The sequence below is a fragment of the Lutimonas sp. genome (genome assembly GCF_051011215.1).
Classification (GTDB): Bacteria; Bacteroidota; Bacteroidia; order Flavobacteriales; family Flavobacteriaceae; genus Lutimonas.
On record NZ_JBPCUJ010000019.1, the window covers coordinates 27208 to 51907 of the forward strand.

Here is a 24700-nt window from a genome sequence, read left to right on the forward strand (position 1 = left end):
TAGAATGAAAAAAGCAATTCTCTTTTTATTTTTTCTTTTCGCAGGTTACACAAGTCAATCCCAAGTTTTAATCGCTTTGTTGCTAGGTGATAAATTAAATTCCGGTAAAATTGAATTTGGGCTTGATGGCGGTGTCAATTACGCGAAAATCAGTGGAATGGATTCTGATGATTATATAAGAAAATGGAATCTAGGATTCTATTTTGACATAAAAATGAAAGAGCGATGGTATTTAAACACCGGAGTATTGGTAAAATCAGAACTTGGACTCGATGAATTGACCGAAGATGACCTGGAATTCTTGGGAGCTACCATTCATGACGAAGAAGGTGAATACAGCCAATCAATAAGTTATTTTTTAGTTCCTGCCTTAGCAAGATACAAATTTGACAATCATATGTATGCGGAAATAGGTCCTCAATTTGGATTGGCGTATAAAGCACATATTAAATTCTATTCTGATATCGACGGCATTGAAATTAATGCTTCAGAAGAAAATCGAGATATGATTAACAGATTCGATATGGGTTTAGCTGCTGGCGCAGGTTATCGGCTTTTAAAAGGATTAGGGTGGACTATTGGAGTTAGGTATTACTATGGCTTCCTTGACGTATACAAAGATAGAAGTGGCACCAAAAACAGTTCTCTTTTTCTAAAACTCAATGTTCCCATTGGCCTTAGCAAGGAGAAAAAAGAAGAAATAAAAGATTTGAAAGCCCAGAAAAAGGAAAAAAAAGAGGCAAGAAAAGAAGCTAAAAAAGAAGCTAAAGAATCCGAAAAAAACAACAACTTATGAAATTAGTCAAGAAACACCAATTGGTGCTATTAACGAGCCTATTCTTAATTCTTTGGAATTTTTCGGCGTCTGCTCAATATGTCAACACTAAGATTAAAACAAAACACGAGGCTTACATTGATAGTTTAAAACAAGTTGAATACAATTATGTTTTCCCCATTCTTGGTCAAGGAGCTTATCGTAAGGGCTTTGATATTCCATATCCTGCTGGTCTTATGGCCAACTATATGTGGTTAAGACAGAATCTTATTTTCGATAATATGAAATTAGGAATTAAAACTGATGAGATAGATATTCCACTTACTGATGTGGATTTCATTGAATTTGGTGAAAACATCAATACATCGCATGCATTTAATGTAAGACCGGATCTTTGGATTCTTCCTTTTTTAAATGTATATGGTATTTTTGGCGGTGGCCAATCCCGGACAGAAGTGAATCTTACAGCGCCGATCCCACTGTATTCAAATGTTGAACAAGGACTTAGAACAGCAGGTATTGGAATTATGGGAGCTGGAGGAATCGGACCAGTATGGTTTTCTGTTGATGCGAACTTTACCTGGAGCAAGCCTGATTTATTAGACAAGCCTGTACAAGTCAATGTGCTGGGAATAAGACTAGGTCATACATTTAAATTCAAACATAAACCAGAAAGAAATTTTGCTATCTGGGGTGGCGCAATGAGCATGCAAATGAATTCGGATACTAGCGGAGAAATTTTATTAATTGATGCCATACCACCAGAAACCTGGGAAAAGAAGGATGAATTGGTCACGAATTATTATGACTGGTACAACAATGAAGCTACCCCTCCGCAGAAGATTGTCGCTGACAAAGTTTTAACTCCTATTGTTGAAAGAATCGATGCAGCCGATGGAAGTACCATAATTCGCTACGGTATGGATAAACAGGTTCAAGAACGATGGAATGGAACCATTGGTGGTCAGTTTCAATTAAACAAGCGCTGGATGTTTAGATCAGAAGCAGGACTTATCGGAAACAGAAAGTCAATTTTGGTTTCTGTGAATTATCGATTCCTGTTATAAGGTTCGCTCATCAGACTCATAGAATTTTCCGTTTTTTGACTGTTCATTGCAAGAATAATGTATTTTTGAATCAGCATTCTTAAAAGAATAATTTACTCGGTCAGCCCACTTATAATGAGAAAATACATTTTATCTATAGCTCTGATTTTATGCGGATTAGTTCTGGTCTCGCTCAATTTTTTCAATTTCAATGATCAGACCTATGCAGAAGCATCTTTTGCTGATCAATCTGAAAAGTTTGATAAAATATTCGATGATTTCACACGCAAAATCCAAGATAATATTACACGCATAAAAAAAAGTTATGAAAACCCCCTGAGTTTAAAAGATTCGGTGTCGGCCAGAGATTATTTCTTGCAGATTCTTGAAGATAATAAGACCTTAAATTCAATCGGCTATTTTCAGGGAAACACAAAATTGGTAGCAAGAAAAACTGAAAAGAGTTTTATAGTTGCCATTGATAGCTCTTCTGAATTAGGCGTAGTGAAATGGCAACGCTTTGCGAATAATAAATTAATAGGTTCCTGGTACGAAAGCATAGAAAAATCTATCTACAATACCAATTGGTATAAAGATCTTTCAAGTCATAATAACGAGTTAAAATGGTATCTTAGAGAACGGGTCAATACGGATAGCCCAGACGAGGATCAGGCATTTTTTTATGCAGCATATTCATATCTAGTAAATAACAAGCAAAGCGCTGTTGTTCTAGAATACTCCAAGGCCGAACTATTTGAAGAATTCGGAATTTCATCTGACAAACTACAACCCAGACTTTCATTTAAGAATAGTTCCGGTAAGGAACTACATTTGAACAGTGCAGAGAGTGAAAATTCTGATAAGCCATCAAACTCTCAAGGGATTGATAGTCTTCAACTTCATATTGACAGGCATTTTGGCAATTTTAAAAATATTGACAAAGGAACCTTCAACTTTAAATACAAAAATCAAACATACTGGAATTCTTTTAACAGATTATCCAATGATCGTGGCATTCAATACTACTTATATACCCTACCCGAAGATCAATTAATCCAGCAGACCGAAACTATGAATGGGGGATATTTACTTCTTATCGGATTATCTTTCATCACGCTTGGCAGTATTATCTTATTGATCCGAAAGCGATTTTTCTATCGACCTAATCGAATTGCAATACCTTCGGTTGAAGAAATACTAAAAGAAGAAGAGAACAGATATCTTGAATTCAAATCATCATTACGCTGGGATTACAGACAAGAGAAAGTGAATCCTGAATTGGAAAAAGTCATTATGAAAACGATTGCTGCTTTTGGAAATACGGATGGTGGAATTCTATTAATTGGTGTAGATGATGATAAAAATATCCTAGGTCTCGAAAATGATTTTCAGACACTAAAGAAAAAGGATGCAGATTATTATGAAGTGCATCTCAGAAACTTAATGCATAAACTAATGGGTGTTAAGTATGTGAGCAAATATATTCGCACTCAATTCGAAACTATTCATACTGGTGAAATTATTTGCAAAATTAAAGTGATATCAGCAAAAGAGCCTTTATATTTAAAGTACCCAAACAAAAATGGTCATTTAGAAGAAAAGTTTTATGTCAGAAGCGGTAATTCGTCTCATGAAATAAAATCCATCGCAGAAATTAATGACTATATAAATTCAAAATTCAAATAGGAATTTGCAATCGAAAGGCAATAAAAAAACCAAGTACATTATCCATTTGTCAATTGTGGCAATCGCCTTGCTATTAAACATTTACACTGTATCTGCTCAGGAAAAAGTTGATTCATTAGAAACGTCCAATGATACGATTCCAAATTCCTATATCATTGATTTCAAAACACGATTCAATGTAAAACTTGAGGTTAGCAATGAAATTGCTTCATTCAATATTATCGAAAACGGTATCGAAGCCAACCTAAAACCTAGTTTAAACCTCAGGTATGGGGTAGTTTTTAGTTATAAATTTCTTTCGATAAGAATCGGAATCAGACCAAAAATATCCGATTCTGAAAAAGAAGAGAAAGGTGACACCGATACCTTCAGGCTCAAATTACAGCTGCTTTTTGACCATTGGAACCATGTAATCGAATACAATAATTACCGGGGTTTTTATGTTGACAACAGCACACAATATATGGGTAATCAGAATAATAACTACATCCAGTTTCCCGGATTGACAACCCATGTATTATTTGGATCTTCTGTGTATAAATTCAACAAAAACTATAGCATGAGAGCCATTCAATCTCAAACAGAAATTCAGAAAAAAAGTGCTGGCTCGTTCATGCCGGGGATCTCATATAATTTTTATTCTATATCAGGCACCGATAAAATCAAAAATCTGGACGGGGATGATGAAATTACGTATCGAGATTATTACAACGAATATGAGGGCATCAATTTATCCTTACAATTAGGCTATTATTACACTTTTGTTCTAAAAGACTATTGGTTTGCAAATGCCTTCGGGATTCCGGCTGCCGGGGTTGATTTTTACACGACCCATATAAACTCACCTGAAGGAAAAACAGACAGGAGCTACAGCGATTCATTTTTAACTTTTAGCTACGGTTTCGGAGGCGGCTATAACGGAAATAAGATATTTTTTGGAGCCAATTATAAGAATAGGTTTACCAATGAAAAATTCACATCCAGCAGGTTACACATTATACCCACCAAACATGAATTCAGTGTTTATTTCGGCTACAGATTCAAAGCGCCTAAAACTGTGACAAAACCTGTAGACCTAATTGAAGAAAAAGTACCCATTTTAAAAGACGATCATTAGCAGTCAAAAAGCTTATTTGGCTACATTCACGACCCTGGTCTCTCTAATTACAGTAACTTTAACCTGACCTGGATAGGTCATATCATTCTGAATTTTCTGAGTGATATTAAAAGACAATTCCGCTGCTTTGGTATCATCCACTTTTTCACTTTCAACAATCACACGAAGTTCTCTTCCCGCCTGAATAGCATAAGCTTTTTGAACTCCATTGAATGAAAATGCAACATCCTCCAGCTCTTTCAATCTCTGAATGTAAGAATCAACCACCTGCCTTCTGGCACCTGGTCTCGCACCAGAAATAGCATCGCATACCTGGATAATTGGCGCATATAACGATTTCATTTCAACTTCGTCATGATGTGCTCCAATAGCGTTGCAAACATCTGCTTTCTCATTGTATTTCTCTGCCCATTGCATTCCTAAAATCGCATGTGGAAGTTCCGTATCGGTATCTGGCACTTTACCTATGTCATGCAACAACCCGGCTCTTTTCGCAATCTTCGGGTTTAACCCCAGTTCTGAAGCCATCACGGCACAAAGATTTGCCACTTCTCTTGAGTGTTGTAATAAATTTTGACCATAAGAAGATCGGTACTTCATCCTTCCAACTGTCTTAATAAGTTCAGGATGCAAGCCATGAATTCCTAAATCAATAACAGCACGCTTACCAACTTCAATAATCTCCTCATTGATCTCTTTGGTCGTTTTTGCAACTACTTCTTCAATTCTCGCAGGGTGTATTCTACCATCTGTAACAAGCTTATGCAATGAAAGTCTTGCAATTTCACGTCTAACCGGATCAAAGCATGATAAAATAATTGCTTCGGGTGTATCATCCACAATGATTTCTACCCCTGTTGTCGATTCAATAGCCCTTATATTTCGCCCCTCTCTACCAATAATTCTTCCTTTAACATCATCGTTCTCCAGGTTAAATACAGAAACACAATTATCTATCGTTTGTTCTACACCAATGCGCTGAATCGTATTTAGCACAATCTTCTTAGCCTCTTGCTGCGCTCCCATCTTTGCTTCTTCCAAGGTGCTTTGCATAAATGCCATCGCATCACTTTTTGCTTCTTCTTTTAAGGTTTCGACCAATTCTTTTTTGGCTTCAGTAGCTGACATGCCGGAAAGAGTTTCCAACTGTTCTACCTGCCTTTTATGAAGTTTATCAATTTCTGTTTTCTTTTTGTCAATATGTTCCAAGCGGTGCTGAAGTTGTTTATTTCGCTCCTCAACAGAACTATTTATTTTCTTATTCTTATCTAATTCCTGTGAAACTTTTGATTCTTTATCTCGAATTCTTTTCTCAGCATCATTGATCTTCTTATCCCTGGAAATGATCACTTTCTCATGCTCTGATTTCAATTCAATAAATCTTTCCTTTGCCTGTAAGATCTTATCTTTTTTAATTCCATCTGCTTCAATTTTAGCCTCCTTTAAAATAGTAGCTGACTGCTCTCTCACATTTTTAATCGTAGAAGAAGCCTTTTTCTTTTCTAAAACTTTGGCAATAAAATAGCCCAATATCAAGGCCACAATTGCTATACTTATTGTTGTTGCTATCATAATATATATATAAAAAAAGCCTACATCGGTTACGGTTTTTAAAACTCCATTTTAACAAGTTTAGGACTAACTTAAAGGTCAAGTATCCAATTTTAAAGTGAGTAAATCACTTAATTAGGCACGCTTTCACTTTAAAAACTCATCCTTTTTAAATTGATAGTGTTGAGTTTAACAAACAAATAACTAATGTAGGCAGTAAATTGTTTTCTTTAAAAGAACTTATGCAAGATGTGAGTCCAATAACTGACTCAATTCCAATAATTTGGACTCGATTTCTTTCGAATCTTGACTTTCATTAACATTTTTAACCTCTTTTTGAGAGGCAAGCTGCAAGGCACACATGGCCAACACATCTTGTTTATCTCTTACTTCATAATTCTGTTCAAATTGTTTTACCATTTCATTGATTTGCTTCACGGCCTTCCGAATTCCTTCTTCCTCCCTGGCATCCCTAATGGTGAGCGGATATACTCTATCAGCTACGGTAACTTTTATCTTCAGATTACTATTCATTCTATTTTCTAATCACTTAACTGAACAATACATTTATCTATTTCACGAATCAATGTATTTATTTTAAGCTTTGTCGCATGTTTGTCTTCTTTGCTGCCTACAATGGTGTTTGCAACTCGTAATGATTCATATTTATTCTCTAATGCATCAATAACTTCCTGTTGCTTACTCAACTGTTGCTGAAGATTATTTTTTTGTTGCAACAACTTTAAATTTTCTTGTTGAACGATAGTGTATTGGCCCAAAATCTTAGAAAGCTTTGCTTCCAAATTGTTCACTATTTCAAATAATTTATTCATCAACCCAAAGAATCAAACAATTGCAACAAATTTAACATAGTTGCTTCTATAAAACAACTATTTTGCGATAAATCCCCAAAAAGTTAGACAAATAATTGAATCATAATCAATTAAAATATTCATTTTTTTGTATCATCTCTTATTACTAATTTAGCGCAATTATGCGCAAAAAATTATTCATCTTTTTGTTTCTCGGACTTGTAAATCTCATTCATTCTCAAAGTGAATTTCCCAATGATTATTTTACAAATCCACTGGAAATCCCTCTGGTGCTTTCGGGTACATTTGGAGAGTTGAGAACGAATCATTTTCATGCCGGCCTTGACATTAAAACTAAACAAGTAGAAGGTCATAAAGTGGTTTCTTCGGCAGATGGATATGTTTCGAGAATAAATGTGTCACTATGGGGCTATGGGAACGCGCTCTATATAACCCACCCCAATGGATTCACAACCGTGTATGGGCATCTACAAAAATTCTCTCCTGAAATTGATGCTTATGTGCGCAAAAAGCAATATGAAAAAGAATCCTACTCTATCAGACTGTATCCTAAAAAAGATGAATTGAAAGTTTCGCAGGGTGAACTTATTGCGCTCAGCGGAAATTCCGGAAGTTCAGGAGGACCGCATCTCCATTACGAAATAAGAGATGTCAAATCCAATATCTTAAATCCTATGCTATTCGGGATAACGGTTCCTGATCATAAAAATCCAACTGTTCAAAATGCCTTTGCATATTCGCGTAATGCTGATTCGCAGGTCAATCAGTCCTCAAAAATTGTACAATTGGTTTTTAGCAGGCAATATGACGGAGATCTTTTAGCCAATACGATTTATGCTCATGGCGAAATTGGTTTTGGAATTAATGCCTATGATCGTTTGGACGGAGCCTTGAATAGAAACGGTCTCTATTCCTTGGAAATGAATGTGAACGGTGAAAATGTTTTTCAGTTTGTGGTGAATAAATTTTCCTTCGATGAATCCCGCTTTATCAATTCGTATATTGACTATGAAAGACTCAGCAAACTAAAGCAACGCGTTCAGAAGTGTTATGTGGAGCATGACATGAATAATTTAAGTCTTTATAAAAAACTTGAGAACAGAGGGTATATCAATGTTAAAGACAGTCTTGAGTACACTGTTTCCATTATTGCTAAAGATTTTGAAGGCAATAAAACGAGACTGATCATTCCAATAAAAGGGAAAAAGGATTCGATTATTACCCCTAAAGAGATTAAAAAAACTGCCTATTTTTTTAAAGCAGACCAGATTAACAAAATTGCTGACTCCCTGGTGAGCGTTAGTTTTCCCAAGAATATTTTTTACGAAGATTTTTATTTTGATTATTCGAACAAAGATGGGATGGTTCAACTACACAATAGCAGCGTCCCAGTGCATAAAAGTTTTAGACTAAACTTTGATATATCAAACTATACAGAAGAGGAATTAAAAACCTTGCATATTGCTAAAAAAAACAGGTATGGAAAGCTTTATTATGTCAGCACAAAACGAAAAGATAACCTACTCTATACAGTAAGTAAAAATTTAGGTGAATACACCTTAATGTCTGATAATGTGAAGCCTACAATTAAAGCAATGGGCTTTAAAAATGAGCAATGGCTGACAAAATTTTCAAGACTGAGGGTTAAAATTCATGACAAGGGCTCCGGCATAAAATCTTACCGAGGGGAAATAGATGGTGCATGGATTCGTATGGCCTTTAATCCAAAAACAGGTATTTTAACCTATGATTTCAGTGATAAAAAGCTGGAAGGAACACTTCATAAATTAAAAGTTGTAGTCACTGATAATGTAAATAATTCCACTACATTTACAACCACATTCAACAAGAAGAATTAAACCTTGATAATCCCTTGAAAGCAAAGTTTCTAATTATTTTTCTTTTCAGTCTTTCGACACAGTTGCTCACAGGGCAAAAGGCTACCATCAAGGGTAAGGTATTGGATAGCATTAACAGGCCTATTGAAAATGCCACGGTTAGTATAGGGAATTTAGGAACCGTCACTGATGAAAAAGGTGCCTATGAAATAATTATTCCAGCCGGAAAAAATGTGACGGTAAGGTACGGCCATGTAGCTTATAATAGTTTTTCAAAATCTTTTCGGGTTAACAGAGGTAAAACACTTTATTTTTCTCCAAGGCTATACCGCAAAACAGAATCCATTGATGAAGTAATTATTATTGACCCCAGGGCCAGCACGGAAGGAATTGTTACTGTCAGCAGTGAAACTGCCAGACTTATCCCCAGTGCAAACCAAGGAATTGAAAGTGTGCTAAAAACACTGCCAGGCGTGAATTTTAACAATGAATTGAGTACCCAATACAATGTAAGGGGTGGAAGTTTTGAGGAGAATCTTGTCTATGTGAATGGGATAGAGATTTACAGACCCTTTCTTGTTCGATCAGGTCAACAGGAAGGACTTAGTTTTGTAAATCCTGAATTAACGCAGAATGTTGATTTTTCTGCAGGAGGATTCCAAGCCAAGTACGGAGACAAACTCTCGTCAGTGCTGGACATCACCTATCGAAAGCCTTCTCGTTTTGGCGCTAGTTTCGAAGCAAGTTTTTTAGGCGCTTCACTATCTGTGGAAGGTTTGTCTAAGGATGAAAAATTTAAAGCACTGGTGGGAGCCCGTTATAGAAATAACAGTCTTTTTCTCAACAGCAATGATGTAAATGCCAATTTCAATCCAAATTTCACAGATATTCAAACCTATTTATCCTATGATTTTACGGAGAAATTTTCTTTAGATTTTCTAGGCAGCTATTCCATCAATAATTATGACTTCACCCCTATTTCAAGACAAACGAATTTTGGTACCCTAACCAACCCTATGAGTCTTGTGGTGAATTATCAGGGCAAAGAGGAGGATCGTTACGAAACTCTTTTTGCAGCACTCAAAGGAAATTATCAGTTTTCGGAAAACCTTTCCGTTTCTTTAACGGCATCTTCTTACAACACTAAAGAGCAGGAATACTACGATATTCTCTCCTCTTATGGTCTGGGTGAAGTTGACGCTAATTTTGGCTCTGAAGATTTTGGTGATACTGATTTTTTACAGTCGATAGGCTCACAGTTGGACCATGCCAGAAACAATTTAAAAGCTCAGATCAGTAATATTCGCTTAAAAGCGGATTGGAGAAAAGGCAGCCACCTCTTTGAGTTTGGAGCCAAGTATCAGCATGAAAATATCAAGGACAGGATCAATGAATGGCAGGTCATTGATTCCTCAGGCTTTTCGCTTCGCCCACCTCACTTACTGCCTGGTAATGACGAACCATATGAACCTTTTACAGGACCAATTGAGCCCTATATTAACGTCAATGCCACTAATGACGTTACCATTCAGCGATTGTCAGGATTCGCTCAATGGAGCAAGAAATCGAATATTAAAGACCATACCGTTTGGTACAATTTAGGGGTGAGAGCCCAGCATTGGGAAATAAGTGGCGTCGGACTTCAATCTGACAACCATACTGTTGTGAGTCCCAGAGGGCAATTCGCCATTAAACCTGATTGGGATAGTGATATGCTGTTCAGAGTTTCAGGAGGCTTGTACTACCAACCTCCGTTTTACAGGGAACTTAGAGATTCCATAGGAACAGTGCATCCCGAAGTAAAAGCTCAAAAGTCTGTGCATATTGTCATAGGTCACGATTATAGTTTCGCCATGTGGGGCAGGCCTTTTAAATTGATCAGTGAAGTCTATTATAAGAATTTAACCGATGTAAATCCATTTACAATTGATAATGTTAAAATCCGATACAGAGCCAAAAATAATGCTGTTGCCTATGCAGCAGGTGTAGACTTGAGGCTTCATGGGCAATTTGTACCAGGAACTGAGTCCTGGTTTAGTGTTGGGTATTTGCAAACAGAAGAAAATATAGAGAATAGAGGGTATATTTCAAGACCAACTGACCAAAGACTGAAGTTTGCGTTGCTATTTCAGGATTATGTGCCTTCGGTACCAAGTTTAAAAATGTACTTGAACCTTGTTTACAATACGGGCGTACCAGGAGGTTCCCCCTCTTATGCGGACCCCTATGATTATCAAAACAGATTGCCCGCATATTTCAGATCTGATATTGGGATTTCCTATGTTTTTGTCGATTTTAACAACCCGCCCAAAGCCAAATGGCAACGAAGTTTCAAACAATTATCGGCAGGGTTAGAGCTTTTCAACATGTTTGACAATCAAAACACCATTTCCAATACATGGGTAAAAGATGTTTCTTCCAACAGGTATGTTGCCATCCCTAATTACCTGACAGGCCGGGTACTCAATCTAAAGGTAGCCATGAGATTTTAGGCCTTTTCAACTTTTTTTTAATTTTTTTTACTGAACTTTAAACCTTTAACTGATTTTAGGGTCTTAATCTATAAATATTGAGTGCTGGACGAAGAAGCTCTTATTGTAAACCTGAAGGATCCCTCTACGAGAGAGGCTTCATTCCGTGAGCTGGTGTCAACCCACAAGGAACGCTTGTACTGGCACATTCGTAAAATCGTATTAAACCATGAAGATGCAGATGATGTTTTACAAAACACCTTCTTAAAAGTATTTAAACATATCGATGGTTTTAAGGGTGAAAGTAAGTTGTTTTCTTGGATGTATCGAATCGCTACGAATGAATCTATGAATTGCTTAAATAAAAAAGCAAAACAAGTTGGCCTGGATATTCAAGAATTAGGTGAGCAAAGAGCTGAAAACCTGGCGGATGATCCATTTTTTGATGGAGATGAAATTCAATTAAAGTTACAGAAAGCAATAGCCACCTTGCCTCAAAAACAACAACTAGTGTTTAATTTGAGGTATTTTGACGAAATGAAATATGAGGATATGTCTGAGATTCTTGACACCTCAACAGGGGCCTTAAAGGCGTCCTATCATCATGCAAGAAAGAAAATAGAATCGTATCTCATGAACTAAACAACATGGACAAAAGAAACAAAAATATAGACAAGACTAAGAAATCAAATTCTCCTGATTTCAAGGTGCCTGATGGCTATTTTGAAAATTTTGAATCAAGGCTGTTTGAAAAGATTTCAAATACAGATACGGATAAAAAAACGACCCACTTAAAGAATATAAGCATCTTTAGAAATGAAGGCTCATCAGGACTAAAAAAGGAACATGGGTTCAAAGTCCCTGAGGGATATTTTGAAAACACTGATTTGAATTTTAACAAAGAGGACCCCAAAACATATAGTCCAAAAGTGCGGAAATTAAGACTGATTTCACTTTCTATTGCGGCCTCTATCCTTCTCTTTTTTGGTATCAAGTATTTCAATAGTGGAGAAACCAGCCTTTACCCGGACCAGGTAACGCTGCAAAATGATGAAATTGCCGATTGGGTGGCAGATGATCTGGTTTATTTTGACACCTACGAGATTGCCGAAGCATTTGATGATATTGAGTTAGAACAGAATATATATGCAGAAGATGCTGTAAATTATTATTTGGATTTTGTTGATATTGAGAGTTTAATTTTAGAAAACTAAAGCAATGAATAAGGTATTTATAACACTATGCTTGGCATTATTCCTTACAACAGGACTCATGGCCCAGGCTAAAGGGAAAGAAAGAATCAAGGCGTATAAAACTGCTTATATCACCGAACAACTCGATTTGAGTAGTGAGGAAGCGGAGGTTTTCTGGCCTGTTTATAATAAGTATGACAAGAAAATATTTGAGCTCAAGGTGATGACAATGAAAAAGGAACGGTCTAGGGTCAAAGAGTTGGGTGGAACTGATGCACTTAGTGAAGAAGAAGCTTCAGAATTCCTGGAAACCATGCTTACCGCGGAAAATGAAGCCATTGAAACCAAAGTGGAAATGTACGATGCCCTCTCAGAAATTTTAAATCCCTTGCAACTATTTAAACTGTACCAGGCGGAGATGAATTTTAACAAACGCCTCTTACATGAATACAAAAGAGGACGGACTGGAAATAAAATGAATTAAAAATTAACCGTTCCAGTTTATTTGTTCGCAAATAACTGGACATCATTCTCTGTGATTTCTTCTTCACCTAGAATAGTCAATCTTTCTATTACATTTCTTAATTCTCTAATATTACCGGTCCATTTATACGTTTTCAAAAGATTGATCGCTCCTTCCGAAAACTTTCTAACCGCATTTCCCTGTTGCGCTGCTATAATTTCGGTAAAATGTTCAATCAATAGTGGAATGTCGGCTACCCTTTCATTAAGAGATGGTACATTTATTAAAATCACCGCCAGACGGTGGTATAAATCTTCTCTAAACCTTCCCTTTGCGATTTCTCTTTTCAAATTTTTATTGGTCGCGGCAATTACTCTGACATCTACTTTAATATCTTTGTCACTTCCCACGCGACTTACCTTATTCTCCTGCAGGGCTCTTAAAACCTTCGCTTGAGCAGATAAACTCATATCTCCGATCTCATCCAGAAAAATAGTGCCTCCATTGGCCGCTTCAAACTTCCCTGCCCTGTCTTTATTCGCTCCGGTGAAAGACCCTTTTACATGACCAAACAGCTCACTTTCAATTAATTCTGAAGGAATCGCTGCACAATTCACTTCTATCATCGGATTTTTGGAACGTTCACTTTTTTGATGTAACCAATGCGCTACCAATTCTTTTCCGGTTCCATTTTCTCCCGTAATTAAAACTCTGGCTTCAGTGGGAGCTACTTTTTCTATGATTCCTTTAATTCGGGTCGTCTCTTCACTTTCCCCGATCATTTCATAATTCTTATCTACTTTTTTCTTCAACCTTTTATTTTCAACCACCAGTTTTTTGCGGTCCAAGGCATTTCTGATCGCATTCAATAAACGATTCAGATCCGGTGGTTTGGAGATATAATCAAATGCACCCAGACGCATTGATTCTACAGCCGTTTCAAGTTCTCCATGACCCGATATCATGATAAAAGGGATTTCTGGTTTAATGGCCTGTACTTTCTCCAGCACTTCCACCCCATCCATTTTGGGCATTTTTATATCGCACAGTACAAGGTCAAAATCGGCCGCCTCAATCTTAGCCAGCCCCTCTTCCCCATCAGCCGCCTCTTCGACAACAAAGGAAGTGTTTTCATTTTTTATAATCTTGATCAAAACTCTTCTGATCGCATCTTCATCCTCAACAATTAAAATTCTAGACATCTTACTACGCTTATTTAAAAAGTGGTTAATAACGAATCCACTTCATTAATTCTTTATAATTTATTTTTTTTCCATACATCAATATACCAACACGATAGATTTTTGCTGCTACCCATACCACGGCAAGAAAACTCAACACCAACAAAGTCAAAGATATTAAAATCTGCCACCAAGGAACACCAAAAGGTATTCTCATTAACATAACAATTGGAGAAGTAAAAGGCACCAGAGAAAATACAGTGGCAACAGTACCGTGTGGATCATTGATCACAGTAGCAAAGCCAATATAGACGCCCAGCATCAATGGCAGCATAATTGGTAACATAAACTGTTGTGTATCTGTCTCATTATCAACGGCAGCTCCGATCGCGGCATACAAAGAACTGTATAATAAATATCCCAATAAGAAGTAGAGTATAAAATAAATGAAGGTACTAACAAGAGGTAAGCTCATCAATTCATTAAATACTAACTGTGTTTCGTTCTGAGCGATTCGATCGAGTTGCTCGACTCCTAACTGATTTGGCCCTACCCCATTTTGATGCAAGTCAACACCAAAAAAATAGGAACTTCCCACAAAAATTAACACCATGAGCAAGCCCCAGATAACAAACTGAGTTAATCCTGCTGCTGCCGTACCCAATATCTTTCCAAGCATCAATTGAAAAGGCTTTACTGAAGAAATAATCACCTCAATAATCCTGCTCGTTTTTTCTTCTATAACGGAGCGCATCACCATGGCTCCGTAAATGATGATAAACATCATAATCAAATACCCGGCTCCCATACCGATACCAATCTTTATTCCGTTGATCAACTTGGAAGATTTAATCCCACTAAAGTTTGACATTCTAATATCGATATCAACCTTCGCTTCTTCAAGTTTTTGAAGATCAATCCCCAGCTCTTTCATCTTTTCATTCTCTAATTTTTTATCTAAAATAGATTCCAATGAAGAAATGGTGATCATACTTGGTGAGTCTTCTGAAAAAAATTGGATATTCTTTGCAATCTTATCCAAATCCTTACCTTCCGGTATATATAATAGGCCCTCCTGAGATGATTCCCGCACGATGATTTTGGCCTTCTCTATACCAATGTCGGTCAAATTTTCAAATGTAATCGATTTGTCTTTGGCAAAATCCTCAGGACTGAACAAACCAGAAGCATCCACAAAGGCTACGGTACCTTTTTTATCAAAACTATTCTTGGTCAATATTGTTACCAGTGCTATCATTCCAATCATCAGAAGAGGACTCAGGAATGTCATTACTATAAAAGTTCGATTTCTGACCTTGGCCAGAAACTCTCTTTCAATGATTAGTTTTAACTTATTCATGCGCTTATTATACGTATTTGACTAAGAGTTCTGATGAACGGTTTCAATAAAAATATCATTCACACTTGGAATGACCTCCTTATAATGTGTAATCGAAGCTCTGCTATTCAGATATTTAATGAGATCTGAAGAAGTGCTGCCATTATTCAATCTAATATTCAACTTAAGATCATCATCCAGCGTTTTAAAACGTGCCTTACTTACATTAAATTTCATCTTAAGATCTGCTTCTAAGGATAGCTTATCCAGGGTCGAGAGTCCTACTTCAAAGGTGTTTGTTTTGAATTTCTTCTTGATATCCAGCAATTTTCCATCCAAAACCTTATTCGATTGATGAATTAAAGCGATGTATTCGCATAATTCTTCAACAGATTCCATTCTGTGGGTGGAAAAAATAATGGTGGCTCCCTGATCTCTTAAATGAAGTATTTCATCTTTGATCAAATTAGCATTGATCGGATCAAAACCGCTAAAAGGCTCATCGAAGATTAAAAGTTTTGGTTCGTGAAGGACGGTGATAATAAATTGAAGTTTCTGGGCCATCCCTTTAGACAACTCTTCTACTTTTTTATTCCACCAGGGTCCAATTTCAAATTTTTCGAACCAATACTTGAGTTTTTTTCTGGCTTCTGCCTTAGACATCCCCTTTAACTGGGCTAAATAAAGTGCCTGTTCCCCAATTTTCATTCTTTTGTACAAACCTCTTTCTTCTGGAAGATATCCAATATGATGTACGTCATCAGGAGCCAGGGGATTACCATCGAAAAATACTTTACCCTGATCGGGCATGGTAATTTGGTTAATAATCCTGATAAACGTGGTTTTACCTGCTCCGTTAGGACCTAATAAACCGAAGATACTGCCTTTGGGAACCTCTAGGGAGATTTTGTTCAAAGCTCTAAAGGACCCGAAATTTTTTTCAATGTTTTCGGCCACTAAAATTTGATCCATAGGTGAAAATTAAGATTTCAAATATAGTAAAATGAACGCCGAAAAAAGGATTAAATTATCTAGCTAAGTCGATCTAAGTATTTTTCACGAATCTTCTTCACCATATCAATTGATATATTGGGTTTTAAGACCCTTAGAATATCTGTTATTCCATCCTGCTCATAAAGAATTCCTTTCGCAATATCATAATTCGTAATGGAAATATTGTTTTTGATATCAAACGTTATATTCCTGAACTCTTCCCAGTCCATGTATCGTGGAACTTCAAAATAATACCGATCCTTATTATTTGGTGATTGATAAACGCTATCTTCAATATCCAGGACATTAAAAAATTTATTGACGGTAATAATGGCATCAGTTCCTTTCGCCAGCCGAGTGCTTTTATGAAAATCAAAACCCTGAGCCTTGTAAGCCTGTTGCACCTTATCAATATTTGTATAACGATCAATTCCCATAACACGAATACCGTAATATTTTTTACTTCCAATAACGACTTCACATTTGGCACCGTTTAAACCTAAATTCTCTTTTTCGTTGATTATTTTGGAGGCTCTTAAGATACTTTCAAACGATACCGGATTTTTTGTTACCAACACAATAGAGTTAGGTCTGTTTACCTCTGTAAAACGACTATAATAGGAGGCCAATGGGTTTGGAATGTGGATAACAAAAGTGCCACTAACCTTATTCCTTTCAATCGGACTGATATTCTCTTGCAGTGTAATTTTCCCTATTAATTCGCGTATTTTCATAAAAATGAGTTTTGAATGGTTCTTCTGTAGTTGAGTCATCAATTTACAATATTTATTTTTAAAAAGTAAAATTATTTTTTAAATACTATGCATGCATAGTATTTTTTATTATATTTGGCATATGCAAAAAGAAAAAACGATTGATCATGCATTAAGAGCCACCTGGCAGGCCGTTGCGAAGACGTATAATGAGCAAGCCGCCAAACATGAGAGTACCATGGCCATGGCAATGGCTCTACTCTACATTGATGTAGAGAATGGCACACCCTCTACTGCTTTAGGTCCGTCCATGGGTATGGAAGCGACAAGCTTGTCCAGGACTTTAAACAGTATGGAAGAAAAAGGATTGATATTCAGAGAAAGGAATCCGGAAGATGGTCGAGGTGTTTTTATCAAACTGACACCATTAGGTATTGAGAAAAGAGAAATCTCTAAATCCTCGGTTTACAAATTCAATCAGACGGTGAAAGAACATATTGATCCCGAAAAAATTGAACATTTTTTTGAAGTTACCGATTTGATCAATGATCTGATTTGTCAAAAATCCATATTTAACGATTAAGAACTAAGCAATAATTACATCTAATGAAAAAAAGGCATATTAATAAGGTAGCAGTGATTGGCTCCGGGATCATGGGTTCTGGAATTGCCTGTCATTTTGCTAATATCGGAGTGGAAGTATTACTGCTCGATATTGTACCTCGCGAATTGACAAAAGCCGAAACAGCGGCAAAATTAACCCTCGAAAGTCCGAAAGTACGGAATAGACTGGTAAATGACAGTTTGAAAGCTGCCTTAAAGTCCAAACCGTCCCCCATCTATAATCAGGCTTTTGCCTCTCGAATTACAACCGGGAATCTAGACGATAATATTGCAGATATAAAGGATGCTGACTGGGTAATTGAAGTTGTTGTCGAAAGACTTGATATCAAAAAGCTGGTTTTCGAGAAAATTGAAAAACATCGAAAAAAAGGAAGTTTAATTACTTCGAATACCTCAGGTATTCCTATAAAATTTATGAATGAAGGTAGAAGTGAAGATTTTCAAAAACACTTTGCCGTTACTCATTTTTTCAATCCCCCTAGATATTTGAAGCTATTTGAAGTTGTGCCAGGTCCTAACTGTGCACAGGAAGTTACAGACTTTCTGATGGTTTACGGCGAGAAATTCCTGGGTAAAACTGCTGTACTCGCCAAAGATACCCCTGCCTTTATAGGAAATCGTATCGGTGTATTTGGAATCATGAGTCTTTTTCATATTGTGAAAGAGATGGGGCTCACGGTAGAAGAAGTTGATAAATTGACAGGGCCGCTGATTGGTCGTCCTAAATCAGCCACTTTTAGAACCATTGATGTGGTCGGGCTTGATACCTTGGTGCACACAGCTAACGGAGTTGCTCAAAATGCTCCTGATGATGAAATGCATGAGAGCTTTCAAATCCCGGACTTTATAAACACCATGCTTGAAAACAATTGGTTGGGAAGTAAATCTAAACAAGGGTTCTACAAGAAAAATGTCGACAGCAAGGGGAAAAAAGAAATTCTTGTGTTAGACCTGGATACCTTGGAGTATCGCAAGGCCAATAAAGTTTCATTTGCCACCTTAGGGAATACCAAAACTGTCGAAAAAGTAATCGATCGATTCAAAATACTGGTAAAGGGCAAAGACAAGGCTGGTGAGTTTTTCAGAAAATCGCTTTCGGCCATATTTGCCTATGCCTCTAACAGAATTCCGGAAATATCTGATGAACTCTTCAGAATTGACGATGCCATGAAAGCTGGATTCGGCTGGGAACATGGACCCTTCCAAATTTGGGACGCCATCGGTGTGGAAGCCGGTATTAAAATGATGGAAGAAGCTGGTTACAGTCCGAATAAATGGGTCACTGAAATGTTGGCGAATGGCAATAGCTCCTTTTATTCCATCGAACAGGGATCTAAGTTTTATTATGACCTGCAATCAGGCAAACTGCATAAAGTACCTGGCCAGGATGCGTTTATTATTCTTGACAATATAAGAGAAGCGACAACGGTATGGTCCAACAATGAGGCTTCAATTCAACATTTAGGTGATGGAGTCTTAAACGTTGAATTTCAGTCTAAAATGAATACAATTGGAGGTGGAGTTCTTCAAGCTATAAATAAAGGTATTGACCTTGCCGAACAGGAATATGAAGCGGTGATTCTAGGAAATCAGGCAGCAAATTTTTCAGTTGGAGCAAATCTTGCAATGGCCTTCATGCTGGCTATTGAGCAAGAGTACGATGAGTTGGCAATGGCCACTAAATTATTTCAGGATACGGTTATGAGACTGAGATACAGCTCTGTTCCTACCCTGATCACTCCTCGCGGGATGACATTCGGAGGTGCATGCGAAATGAGTATGCACGCTGACAAAGTAATTGCCGCTGCTGAGACATATACTGGACTTGTCGAATTTGGTGTGGGAATCATACCTGCTGGTGCAGGCACAAAAGAAATGACAAAAAGAGTTTCTGACCTTTGGGTCAAAGACGATGTTCAGCTGAATCGACTCAGGGATGCCTTTATTAATATCGCCATGGCAAAGGTTGCTACATCGGCCGTTGAAGCTTTCGACATGGGATACTTTAAAAAAGATAAGGATCTGATCGTGGTTAATGCTGATAGACAAATTGCAACGGCAAAACGCTATGCCATTCAAATGCTCGAAGATGGGTATACCCAACCAGCTCCGCAAAAGGTAAAAGTTGTAGGACAACAGGCGCTTGGAATGTTCCTGGTAGGAACAGATAGTTTATATCATGGAAAATACGCCTCAGAGCACGACAAGAAAATAGCCAACAAACTTGGCTATATAATGGCGGGAGGCGATCTCTCTGAACCTACTTATGTAAGTGAGCAATACCTGCTTGATTTGGAAAGAGAAGCCATTTTATCCTTGTTGACTGAAAGGAAAACTTTAGAAAGAATTGAGCACACTCTAAAAACGGGTAAACCACTAAGAAATTAAATTATGAGAACAGCATATATAGTTAAAGGATACAGAACCGCCGTCGGAAAGGCTCCCAGAGGAACTTTTCGGTTCAAAAGACCGGATGAATTGGCAGCCGAGACGATTGATTATTTGCTCCAAAGTCTTCCTGAGTTTGACAAAAACAGGATCGATGATGTGATCGTTGGAAATGCCATGCCTGAAGCAGAACAAGGCTTGAATATGGGTAGATTGATTTCACTCATGGGCTTGAAAACAGACACTGTTGCCGGAATGACGGTTAACAGATATTGTGCCTCAGGGCTTGAAACCATAAGTATTGCATCCGCAAAAATTGCAGCTGGCATGGCCGATTGCATTATAGCAGGTGGTGTAGAAAGCATGAGCTATATTCCTATGGGAGGATACAGGCCGGTGCCTAATTACAAAGCCTCTAAAGAGGGACATGAAGATTACTACTGGGGTATGGGACTTACTGCTGAGGCAGTGGCTGAACAATATAAAGTAAGTCGTAGTGACCAGGATGAGTTTTCATTCAATTCACACATGAAGGCACTTAAGGCACAGGAGGAAGGACTTTTTAAGGATGATATCGTTCCTATAACTGTTGAACAGGTCGGTCTAAATGCAGAAGGAAAAAGAGAAGCGAAAAATTATACTGTAGATGCTGATGAGGGGCCCAGGAAAGGAACCAGCGTCGAGGCGCTATCAAAACTAAGACCGGTATTTGCGAATCAAGGCAGTGTAACTGCAGGGAATTCCTCACAAATGAGTGACGGAGCCGCATTCGTTCTTGTTATGAGTGAGGAAATGGTAAAAGAATTGAAGCTTGAACCTATAGCACGAATGGTTTCTTATGCGGCAGTAGGTGTTGATCCGCGCATTATGGGTATAGGACCTGTAAAAGCAGTGCCAAAAGCTTTGTCACATGCCGGTTTGAAACTCGATGAAATAGAATTGGTGGAATTAAACGAGGCTTTTGCTTCTCAATCCCTTGCAGTAATTCGAGAATTAGGTCTTGATCCGGAAAGGGTTAATGTTAATGGTGGAGCTATTTCTCTAGGACACCCTTTGGGATGCACCGGTGCGAAATTGTCGGTACAGCTGTTCAATGAAATGAGAAGAAGAAAAAACAAATATGGTTTAGTCACAATGTGCGTTGGTACCGGACAAGGTGCAGCAGGGGTATATGAATTCTTAAAATAATAGAATATAATGAACAATGATACTATGAGTAAAGCGATAAAAGGAGGTGAGTTTCTTGTTAGAAACGTTAGTAAGGACGAAATCTTTATTACAGAAGAGTTTACCGAAGAACAAAAGATGATGAAAGAGGCCGTCATTGAATTTATTGATCGTGAGGTCTGGCCGGTTAAAGAGCGTTTTGAAGAAAAAGATTACGCTTTAACAGAAGAGTTAATGCGCAAAGCGGGAGAAATGGGCTTTCTGGGAGTTTCCATACCTGAAAAATACGGCGGAATTGGAATGGGTTTTGTTTCAACTATGCTGGTCACAGACTACATATCTGCAGCTACAGGTTCCCTTGCAACAGCCTATGGAGCTCATACTGGAATCGGTACAATGCCTATATTTCTTTACGGTACCGAAGAACAGAAAGAAAAACACCTTCCAATACTCACTGCGGGTGATAAATTCGGAGCCTATTGTCTTACCGAACCCGGTGCAGGTAGTGACGCAAATTCAGGTAAGACCACGGCCACTTTATCTGAAGATGGAAAGAACTATTTGATCAATGGACAGAAAATGTGGATCTCCAATGCCGGTTTCGCAGAGATATTCATCGTTTTTGCTCGAATTGAAGATGATAAGAATATCACGGGATTCCTTTTGGAATACGACAAAGACAATCCCAATGGAGTAAGTTTCGGTGAAGAAGAGAAAAAATTAGGTATAACCTCCTCCTCTACCCGTCAGGTGTTCTTCAATGATACAGTGATACCTGTTGAAAACATGCTTGCTGACAGAGGTCAAGGGTTCAAAATTGCGCTGAATTCATTGAATGTCGGTCGAATTAAACTTGCTGCTGCTTGTCTGGATGCGAGTCGAAGGACTTTAACCGAGGCTACCCGTTATGCAAATGAAAGAATTCAATTCAAACAACCGATATCAAACTTTGGAGCCATCCAGGCCAAGTTGGCTGAGATGAGCACCAGAACCTTTGTAATTGACGCAGGTTCCTACAGAGCAGCTAAAGACATTCAAAACTATATTGATGCTTTGTTAGAATCTGGTAAAACACATCAGGACGCGGAATTGGAAGCCTTTAGCGAATATGCCATTGAAGCAGCTATTCTTAAAGTTTATGGTTCAGAAACCTCCCAATTTGTTACGGATGAAGGAATACAGATTTTTGGCGGCATGGGATTCTCTAAAGAAACTCCGATGGAAGCTGCCTGGAGAGATGCCAGAATTACCCGAATCTACGAGGGTACAAATGAGATTAATCGACTTCTCACAATTGGCATGTTATTGAAAAAAGCCATGCGAGGAGAAATCGATTTGATGACCCCTGCTATGGAAGTAGGAAAAAGCCTAATGAGTATTCCTTCGTTTGAAGCAAAGGATTATTCTGAGCTCCTTTCTGAAGAAAAAGAACTGCTTGAAAAGTTAAAAAAAGCATTTCTCATGATTGCTGGAAAAGCCGTGGAAACCTATGGTATGGAACTTGAAAAGCATCAACAGCTCATACTTGCTGCAGCGGAAGTCCTTATTGAGATCTATATGGCTGAAAGCGCATTGCTCAAAGCCGAAAAAGTGGCAGACTTGTCTTCTGAAGGCGAGGCTTCAGGCCAACTGGCGATGGCTAAATTGAACTTATACAATGCGGTTAATATTGTATCTGACAAAGGCAAGGAGGCCATTCTTTATTTTGCAGAAGGCGATGAACAAAGAATGATGCTGATGGGTCTGAAGAGATTCACCAAATACGCCAACATGCCAAATCCGATTCAATTGAGAAAACAAATTGCGAAAATCGTTATAGAAAACAATAAATATTGTTTTTAAAAATTTACGCTCAGTTGCCAAAAATAAAATCTTCGAAGTGATTTGGAGATTTTTTTTTGATTCCAATAAAACCTATATTTGATTAGAAATAGCTTAATTATTTGTTCATGACACTCAAAGTTCACCCCTCAATTTTGATGTTGTTTTGTTGTGCATGTCTATATGCACAAGAACCGAGTGAGATCTATGTTTTTGATCTGGTTGAAAACGACTCATTGATACTTTTGAATAATCCCGTCAATGTCTCTAACAATGACGGCTATGACAATCAACCGGCTTTTTCAGAAGATGGTCTTTCTCTTTTTTTCACATCTGAAAGAGATGGGCAAACAGACGTTGCCAAATATAATTTTCAGGAGGGATATAGATCCTGGGTCACAAATACGCCTGATAGTGAGTATTCTCCAACCTCCTACCCAGGCAAGAAAAAATACTTCACCTGTGTCAGACTCAATCAGGATGGCAGTCAATATCTGTATAAATACGCCTACAAAAACAAAGAACCTTTGGTGTTGATTCCGAATTTGAAAGTTGGCTATTATTTATGGATCAACGAAAAAACCTTGGCTACTTTTGTAATAGATGATATCGAAACTCTTCAGGTAAGCAATTTTAAATTCAAGATAAGATATCCTATCGCTAAGAACATTGGAAGATCTTTACAGAACATTCCGACATCTTCTTCTTCATTCTCAAACAAAATGAGTTATATAAGTTTAGAACATGGATCTCCTGAAATCTATGCCATAGACCCTTCGAACAGTGAGCAGGTCTACATAACAGATCCCTTACCCAATTCACAGGATCTTGCCTGGAGTCTAAAAGGCAAAATTATAATGGGTAATGAAACAGGCATATTCCAATTCACTCCTGGAGAATCAAAAGAGTGGATCCCGGTTAAAATAGAAACTGACATACCTATGACTGATTTTAGCAGACTTGCAGTTAGTCCTGATGGCAAAAAACTGGCCGTAGTTGTCAGCGAGTGATTATTTTGTTGATTTCTAGTAAATTTTGTTGACTTCTAGTGAAAATAATAGTGATTTCTCGTTTTGATTATTTGCCCTATTTCGTACTTTTGAAAAAAATTCAATATGCTAAGGGCCGGAGTACTTGGAGCAGGACATTTAGGGAAAATACACTTGCGTTTACTGAATGAATCCAATGATTATGATCTAGTTGGTTTTTATGACCCAGACAAAAATCACGCTACACAGGTTGCAAAAGAATTTGGATACAAGAGCTTCGATTCAGTTGAACAACTTATTCAAGAAGTTGATGTTGTCGACATTGTTACCCCAACCTTGAATCATTTTGAATGTGCTTCTCTGGCAATAGACAGCGGTAAACACATCTTTATTGAGAAACCAATCACCAATACGGTTTCCGAAGCAGAGAAATTAAGGGATCTTATAAAGAACAACGGGGTCAAAGGTCAGGTAGGACATGTTGAACGATTCAACCCTGCTTTTCTTGCGGT

General features: G+C 37.6%; 22 protein-coding genes and 1 other RNA gene. 15 read left to right on the forward strand and 8 right to left on the reverse strand.

The annotated features are described in order from the left end of the window. The first annotated feature begins 4 nt into the window (after positions 1-4). From ACR2MV_RS02125 to ACR2MV_RS02140, 4 genes are all read left to right on the forward strand, one after another. The gene (locus ACR2MV_RS02125) at positions 5-796 is read left to right on the forward strand and encodes a porin family protein (protein WP_434020240.1); all 792 of its coding nucleotides are present in this window, start codon (positions 5-7) and stop codon (positions 794-796) included. Beyond that, positions 793-1842 carry a hypothetical protein gene (locus tag ACR2MV_RS02130; RefSeq protein ID WP_434020241.1) on the forward strand — a complete coding sequence of 350 codons (1050 nt, stop codon included), beginning with the start codon at positions 793-795 and terminating at the stop codon, positions 1840-1842. Before ACR2MV_RS02125 ends, ACR2MV_RS02130 begins: the two co-directional genes overlap by 4 nt. A gap of 114 nt (positions 1843-1956) precedes the next feature. Then, positions 1957-3507 carry an AlbA family DNA-binding domain-containing protein gene (locus tag ACR2MV_RS02135; RefSeq protein WP_434020242.1) on the forward strand — a complete coding sequence of 517 codons (1551 nt, stop codon included), beginning with the start codon at positions 1957-1959 and terminating at the stop codon, positions 3505-3507. Positions 3508-3562: 55 nt separating this feature from the next. Further along, on the forward strand, positions 3563-4624 hold the full coding sequence (locus ACR2MV_RS02140) for a DUF4421 family protein (protein ID WP_434020263.1): 1062 nt from the start codon (positions 3563-3565) through the stop codon (positions 4622-4624). Between the two features lie 12 nt (positions 4625-4636). Here the strand turns inward: ACR2MV_RS02140 and rny are convergent, their stop codons facing one another. From rny to ACR2MV_RS02160, 4 genes are all read right to left on the reverse strand, one after another. Then, on the reverse strand, positions 4637-6196 hold the full coding sequence (gene rny, locus ACR2MV_RS02145; RefSeq protein ID WP_434020243.1) for a ribonuclease Y: 1560 nt from the start codon (positions 6194-6196) through the stop codon (positions 4637-4639). A gap of 41 nt (positions 6197-6237) precedes the next feature. After that, a non-coding RNA gene (gene ssrS, locus ACR2MV_RS02150) (6S RNA) lies at positions 6238-6364 on the reverse strand. A gap of 51 nt (positions 6365-6415) precedes the next feature. Then, positions 6416-6709 carry a cell division protein ZapA gene (locus tag ACR2MV_RS02155; protein WP_434020244.1) on the reverse strand — a complete coding sequence of 98 codons (294 nt, stop codon included), beginning with the start codon at positions 6707-6709 and terminating at the stop codon, positions 6416-6418. An 8-nt stretch (positions 6710-6717) separates the two neighbouring features. Beyond that, positions 6718-7008: a hypothetical protein gene (locus tag ACR2MV_RS02160; protein WP_434020245.1), complete on the reverse strand. Its 291-nt coding sequence runs from the start codon at positions 7006-7008 to the stop codon at positions 6718-6720. Between the two features lie 161 nt (positions 7009-7169). Here ACR2MV_RS02160 and ACR2MV_RS02165 point away from each other — a divergent pair, with 161 nt between their 5' ends. From ACR2MV_RS02165 to ACR2MV_RS02185, 5 genes are all read left to right on the forward strand, one after another. Next, on the forward strand, positions 7170-8867 hold the full coding sequence (locus ACR2MV_RS02165; RefSeq protein ID WP_434020246.1) for a M23 family metallopeptidase: 1698 nt from the start codon (positions 7170-7172) through the stop codon (positions 8865-8867). A gap of 14 nt (positions 8868-8881) precedes the next feature. Then, positions 8882-11338, forward strand: coding sequence for a TonB-dependent receptor (locus tag ACR2MV_RS02170; RefSeq protein WP_434020247.1), 2457 nt, complete (start codon positions 8882-8884; stop codon positions 11336-11338). Positions 11339-11419: 81 nt separating this feature from the next. Further along, a complete protein-coding gene (locus ACR2MV_RS02175) occupies positions 11420-11959 on the forward strand; it encodes an RNA polymerase sigma factor (protein ID WP_434020248.1) in 540 nt (179 codons plus the stop codon). A gap of 5 nt (positions 11960-11964) precedes the next feature. Continuing rightward, entirely contained in the window at positions 11965-12531 is a 567-nt protein-coding gene (locus tag ACR2MV_RS02180; protein WP_434020249.1) for a hypothetical protein, read from the forward strand. Between the two features lie 4 nt (positions 12532-12535). Then, positions 12536-12994: a hypothetical protein gene (locus ACR2MV_RS02185; RefSeq protein WP_434020250.1), complete on the forward strand. Its 459-nt coding sequence runs from the start codon at positions 12536-12538 to the stop codon at positions 12992-12994. A 17-nt stretch (positions 12995-13011) separates the two neighbouring features. Here ACR2MV_RS02185 and ACR2MV_RS02190 read toward each other — a convergent pair whose 3' ends face one another. Genes ACR2MV_RS02190 through ACR2MV_RS02205 form a run of 4 tightly spaced genes read right to left on the reverse strand, consistent with a single transcriptional unit; the run spans position 13012 to position 17220 of the window. Further along, positions 13012-14175 (reverse strand): sigma-54-dependent transcriptional regulator, encoded by a 1164-nt coding sequence (locus tag ACR2MV_RS02190; protein ID WP_434020251.1) that lies wholly within the window; start codon positions 14173-14175, stop codon positions 13012-13014. Between the two features lie 25 nt (positions 14176-14200). Beyond that, entirely contained in the window at positions 14201-15514 is a 1314-nt protein-coding gene (locus ACR2MV_RS02195; protein ID WP_434020252.1) for an ABC transporter permease, read from the reverse strand. A 21-nt stretch (positions 15515-15535) separates the two neighbouring features. After that, positions 15536-16465: an ABC transporter ATP-binding protein gene (locus ACR2MV_RS02200; RefSeq protein ID WP_434020253.1), complete on the reverse strand. Its 930-nt coding sequence runs from the start codon at positions 16463-16465 to the stop codon at positions 15536-15538. A gap of 59 nt (positions 16466-16524) precedes the next feature. After that, positions 16525-17220, reverse strand: a complete 696-nt coding sequence (locus ACR2MV_RS02205; RefSeq protein ID WP_434020254.1) for a hypothetical protein — start codon at positions 17218-17220, stop codon at positions 16525-16527. Between the two features lie 121 nt (positions 17221-17341). Here ACR2MV_RS02205 and ACR2MV_RS02210 point away from each other — a divergent pair, with 121 nt between their 5' ends. From ACR2MV_RS02210 to ACR2MV_RS02235, 6 genes are all read left to right on the forward strand, one after another. Beyond that, positions 17342-17782, forward strand: coding sequence for a MarR family winged helix-turn-helix transcriptional regulator (locus tag ACR2MV_RS02210; RefSeq protein ID WP_434020255.1), 441 nt, complete (start codon positions 17342-17344; stop codon positions 17780-17782). Between the two features lie 23 nt (positions 17783-17805). After that, entirely contained in the window at positions 17806-20211 is a 2406-nt protein-coding gene (locus ACR2MV_RS02215; protein WP_434020256.1) for a 3-hydroxyacyl-CoA dehydrogenase NAD-binding domain-containing protein, read from the forward strand. A 3-nt stretch (positions 20212-20214) separates the two neighbouring features. Then, positions 20215-21399, forward strand: a complete 1185-nt coding sequence (locus ACR2MV_RS02220; protein WP_434020257.1) for an acetyl-CoA C-acyltransferase — start codon at positions 20215-20217, stop codon at positions 21397-21399. Positions 21400-21423: 24 nt separating this feature from the next. Further along, positions 21424-23220 carry an acyl-CoA dehydrogenase family protein gene (locus ACR2MV_RS02225; RefSeq protein ID WP_434020258.1) on the forward strand — a complete coding sequence of 599 codons (1797 nt, stop codon included), beginning with the start codon at positions 21424-21426 and terminating at the stop codon, positions 23218-23220. A 107-nt stretch (positions 23221-23327) separates the two neighbouring features. Beyond that, positions 23328-24209, forward strand: coding sequence for a hypothetical protein (locus tag ACR2MV_RS02230; protein ID WP_434020259.1), 882 nt, complete (start codon positions 23328-23330; stop codon positions 24207-24209). A 105-nt stretch (positions 24210-24314) separates the two neighbouring features. Further along, the coding region (locus tag ACR2MV_RS02235) for a Gfo/Idh/MocA family protein (protein ID WP_434020260.1) at positions 24315-24700 on the forward strand (386 nt) is incomplete at its 3' end.

Excerpts from the sequence above, each read along its gene's own strand:
- ACR2MV_RS02215 (WP_434020256.1), top strand. The coding sequence starts at position 17,806 with ATGAAAAAAAGGCATATTAATAAGGTAGCAGTGATTGGCTCCGGGATC.
- ACR2MV_RS02195 (WP_434020252.1), bottom strand. The coding sequence starts at position 15,514 with ATGAATAAGTTAAAACTAATCATTGAAAGAGAGTTTCTGGCCAAGGTC.
- rny (WP_434020243.1), bottom strand. The coding sequence starts at position 6,196 with ATGATAGCAACAACAATAAGTATAGCAATTGTGGCCTTGATATTGGGC.
- ACR2MV_RS02160 (WP_434020245.1), bottom strand. The coding sequence starts at position 7,008 with ATGAATAAATTATTTGAAATAGTGAACAATTTGGAAGCAAAGCTTTCT.
- ACR2MV_RS02230 (WP_434020259.1), top strand. The coding sequence starts at position 23,328 with ATGACACTCAAAGTTCACCCCTCAATTTTGATGTTGTTTTGTTGTGCA.
- ACR2MV_RS02190 (WP_434020251.1), bottom strand. The coding sequence starts at position 14,175 with ATGTCTAGAATTTTAATTGTTGAGGATGAAGATGCGATCAGAAGAGTT.
- ACR2MV_RS02220 (WP_434020257.1), top strand. The coding sequence starts at position 20,215 with ATGAGAACAGCATATATAGTTAAAGGATACAGAACCGCCGTCGGAAAG.
- ACR2MV_RS02185 (WP_434020250.1), top strand. The coding sequence starts at position 12,536 with ATGAATAAGGTATTTATAACACTATGCTTGGCATTATTCCTTACAACA.
- ACR2MV_RS02180 (WP_434020249.1), top strand. The coding sequence starts at position 11,965 with ATGGACAAAAGAAACAAAAATATAGACAAGACTAAGAAATCAAATTCT.
- ACR2MV_RS02225 (WP_434020258.1), top strand. The coding sequence starts at position 21,424 with ATGAGTAAAGCGATAAAAGGAGGTGAGTTTCTTGTTAGAAACGTTAGT.
- ACR2MV_RS02205 (WP_434020254.1), bottom strand. The coding sequence starts at position 17,220 with ATGAAAATACGCGAATTAATAGGGAAAATTACACTGCAAGAGAATATC.
- ACR2MV_RS02130 (WP_434020241.1), top strand. The coding sequence starts at position 793 with ATGAAATTAGTCAAGAAACACCAATTGGTGCTATTAACGAGCCTATTC.
- ACR2MV_RS02135 (WP_434020242.1), top strand. The coding sequence starts at position 1,957 with ATGAGAAAATACATTTTATCTATAGCTCTGATTTTATGCGGATTAGTT.
- ACR2MV_RS02200 (WP_434020253.1), bottom strand. The coding sequence starts at position 16,465 with ATGGATCAAATTTTAGTGGCCGAAAACATTGAAAAAAATTTCGGGTCC.
- ACR2MV_RS02125 (WP_434020240.1), top strand. The coding sequence starts at position 5 with ATGAAAAAAGCAATTCTCTTTTTATTTTTTCTTTTCGCAGGTTACACA.
- ACR2MV_RS02210 (WP_434020255.1), top strand. The coding sequence starts at position 17,342 with ATGCAAAAAGAAAAAACGATTGATCATGCATTAAGAGCCACCTGGCAG.
- ACR2MV_RS02155 (WP_434020244.1), bottom strand. The coding sequence starts at position 6,709 with ATGAATAGTAATCTGAAGATAAAAGTTACCGTAGCTGATAGAGTATAT.
- ACR2MV_RS02165 (WP_434020246.1), top strand. The coding sequence starts at position 7,170 with ATGCGCAAAAAATTATTCATCTTTTTGTTTCTCGGACTTGTAAATCTC.